General features: G+C 65.4%; 1 protein-coding gene and 1 pseudogene. Both read right to left on the minus strand.

The annotated features are described in order from the left end of the window. Nucleotides 1-158, minus strand: a pseudogene (locus CYJ07_RS20205) (electron transfer flavoprotein subunit alpha/FixB family protein); the annotation flags it as partial. A gap of 40 nt (nt 159-198) precedes the next feature. Beyond that, a partial coding sequence (locus tag CYJ07_RS20210; RefSeq protein WP_197038452.1) for an electron transfer flavoprotein subunit beta/FixA family protein occupies nt 199-567 on the minus strand: 369 nt, incomplete at its 5' end.

Raw genomic sequence — 567 nt, forward strand, 5'->3', positions numbered from 1 at the left:
CCATCGAGCTTGGCCGCGGCGTCGGCCACGGCGGAGACGTTCTCGCCGGCGACCAGCACGTCGATGTCGCCGCCAATCGCTTGGGCGGCCGCGACGACGTGGGCGGTGGCGCCGGCCAGGACGCCGTCGTGATGTTCGGCAAGGACCAGGATGCTCATGAGATCGGCTCCTTTCAAAGCGCTGTTTTCAAAGAACGATTCAAAGTACTTTGGCTTCGTTCTTGAGTTTGTCCACGAGCTCGTCGACGGAGCCCACCTTGATGCCGCCCTTGCGCTCGGCCGGCGATTCGACCTTGAGCAGCGTGAGCCGGCTCGCCACCTCGACGCCGTAATCGGCCGGCGACTTGACGTCGAGCGGCTTCTTCTTGGCCTTCATGATGTCGGGCAGCTTGGCATAGCGCGGCTCGTTGAGGCGCAGGTCGGTGGTGACGATGGCCGGCAGGGTCAGTTCGACGGTCTGCAGGCCGCCGTCGATCTCGCGGGTGACCTGGACCTTGTCTCCTTCGATCACGACTTCCGAGGCGAAGGTGCCCTGGGGCAGGCCGGCGAGTGCGGCGAGCATCTGGCC

The organism is Billgrantia saliphila (assembly GCF_002930105.1).
GTDB lineage: Bacteria > Pseudomonadota > Gammaproteobacteria > Pseudomonadales > Halomonadaceae > Halomonas > Halomonas saliphila.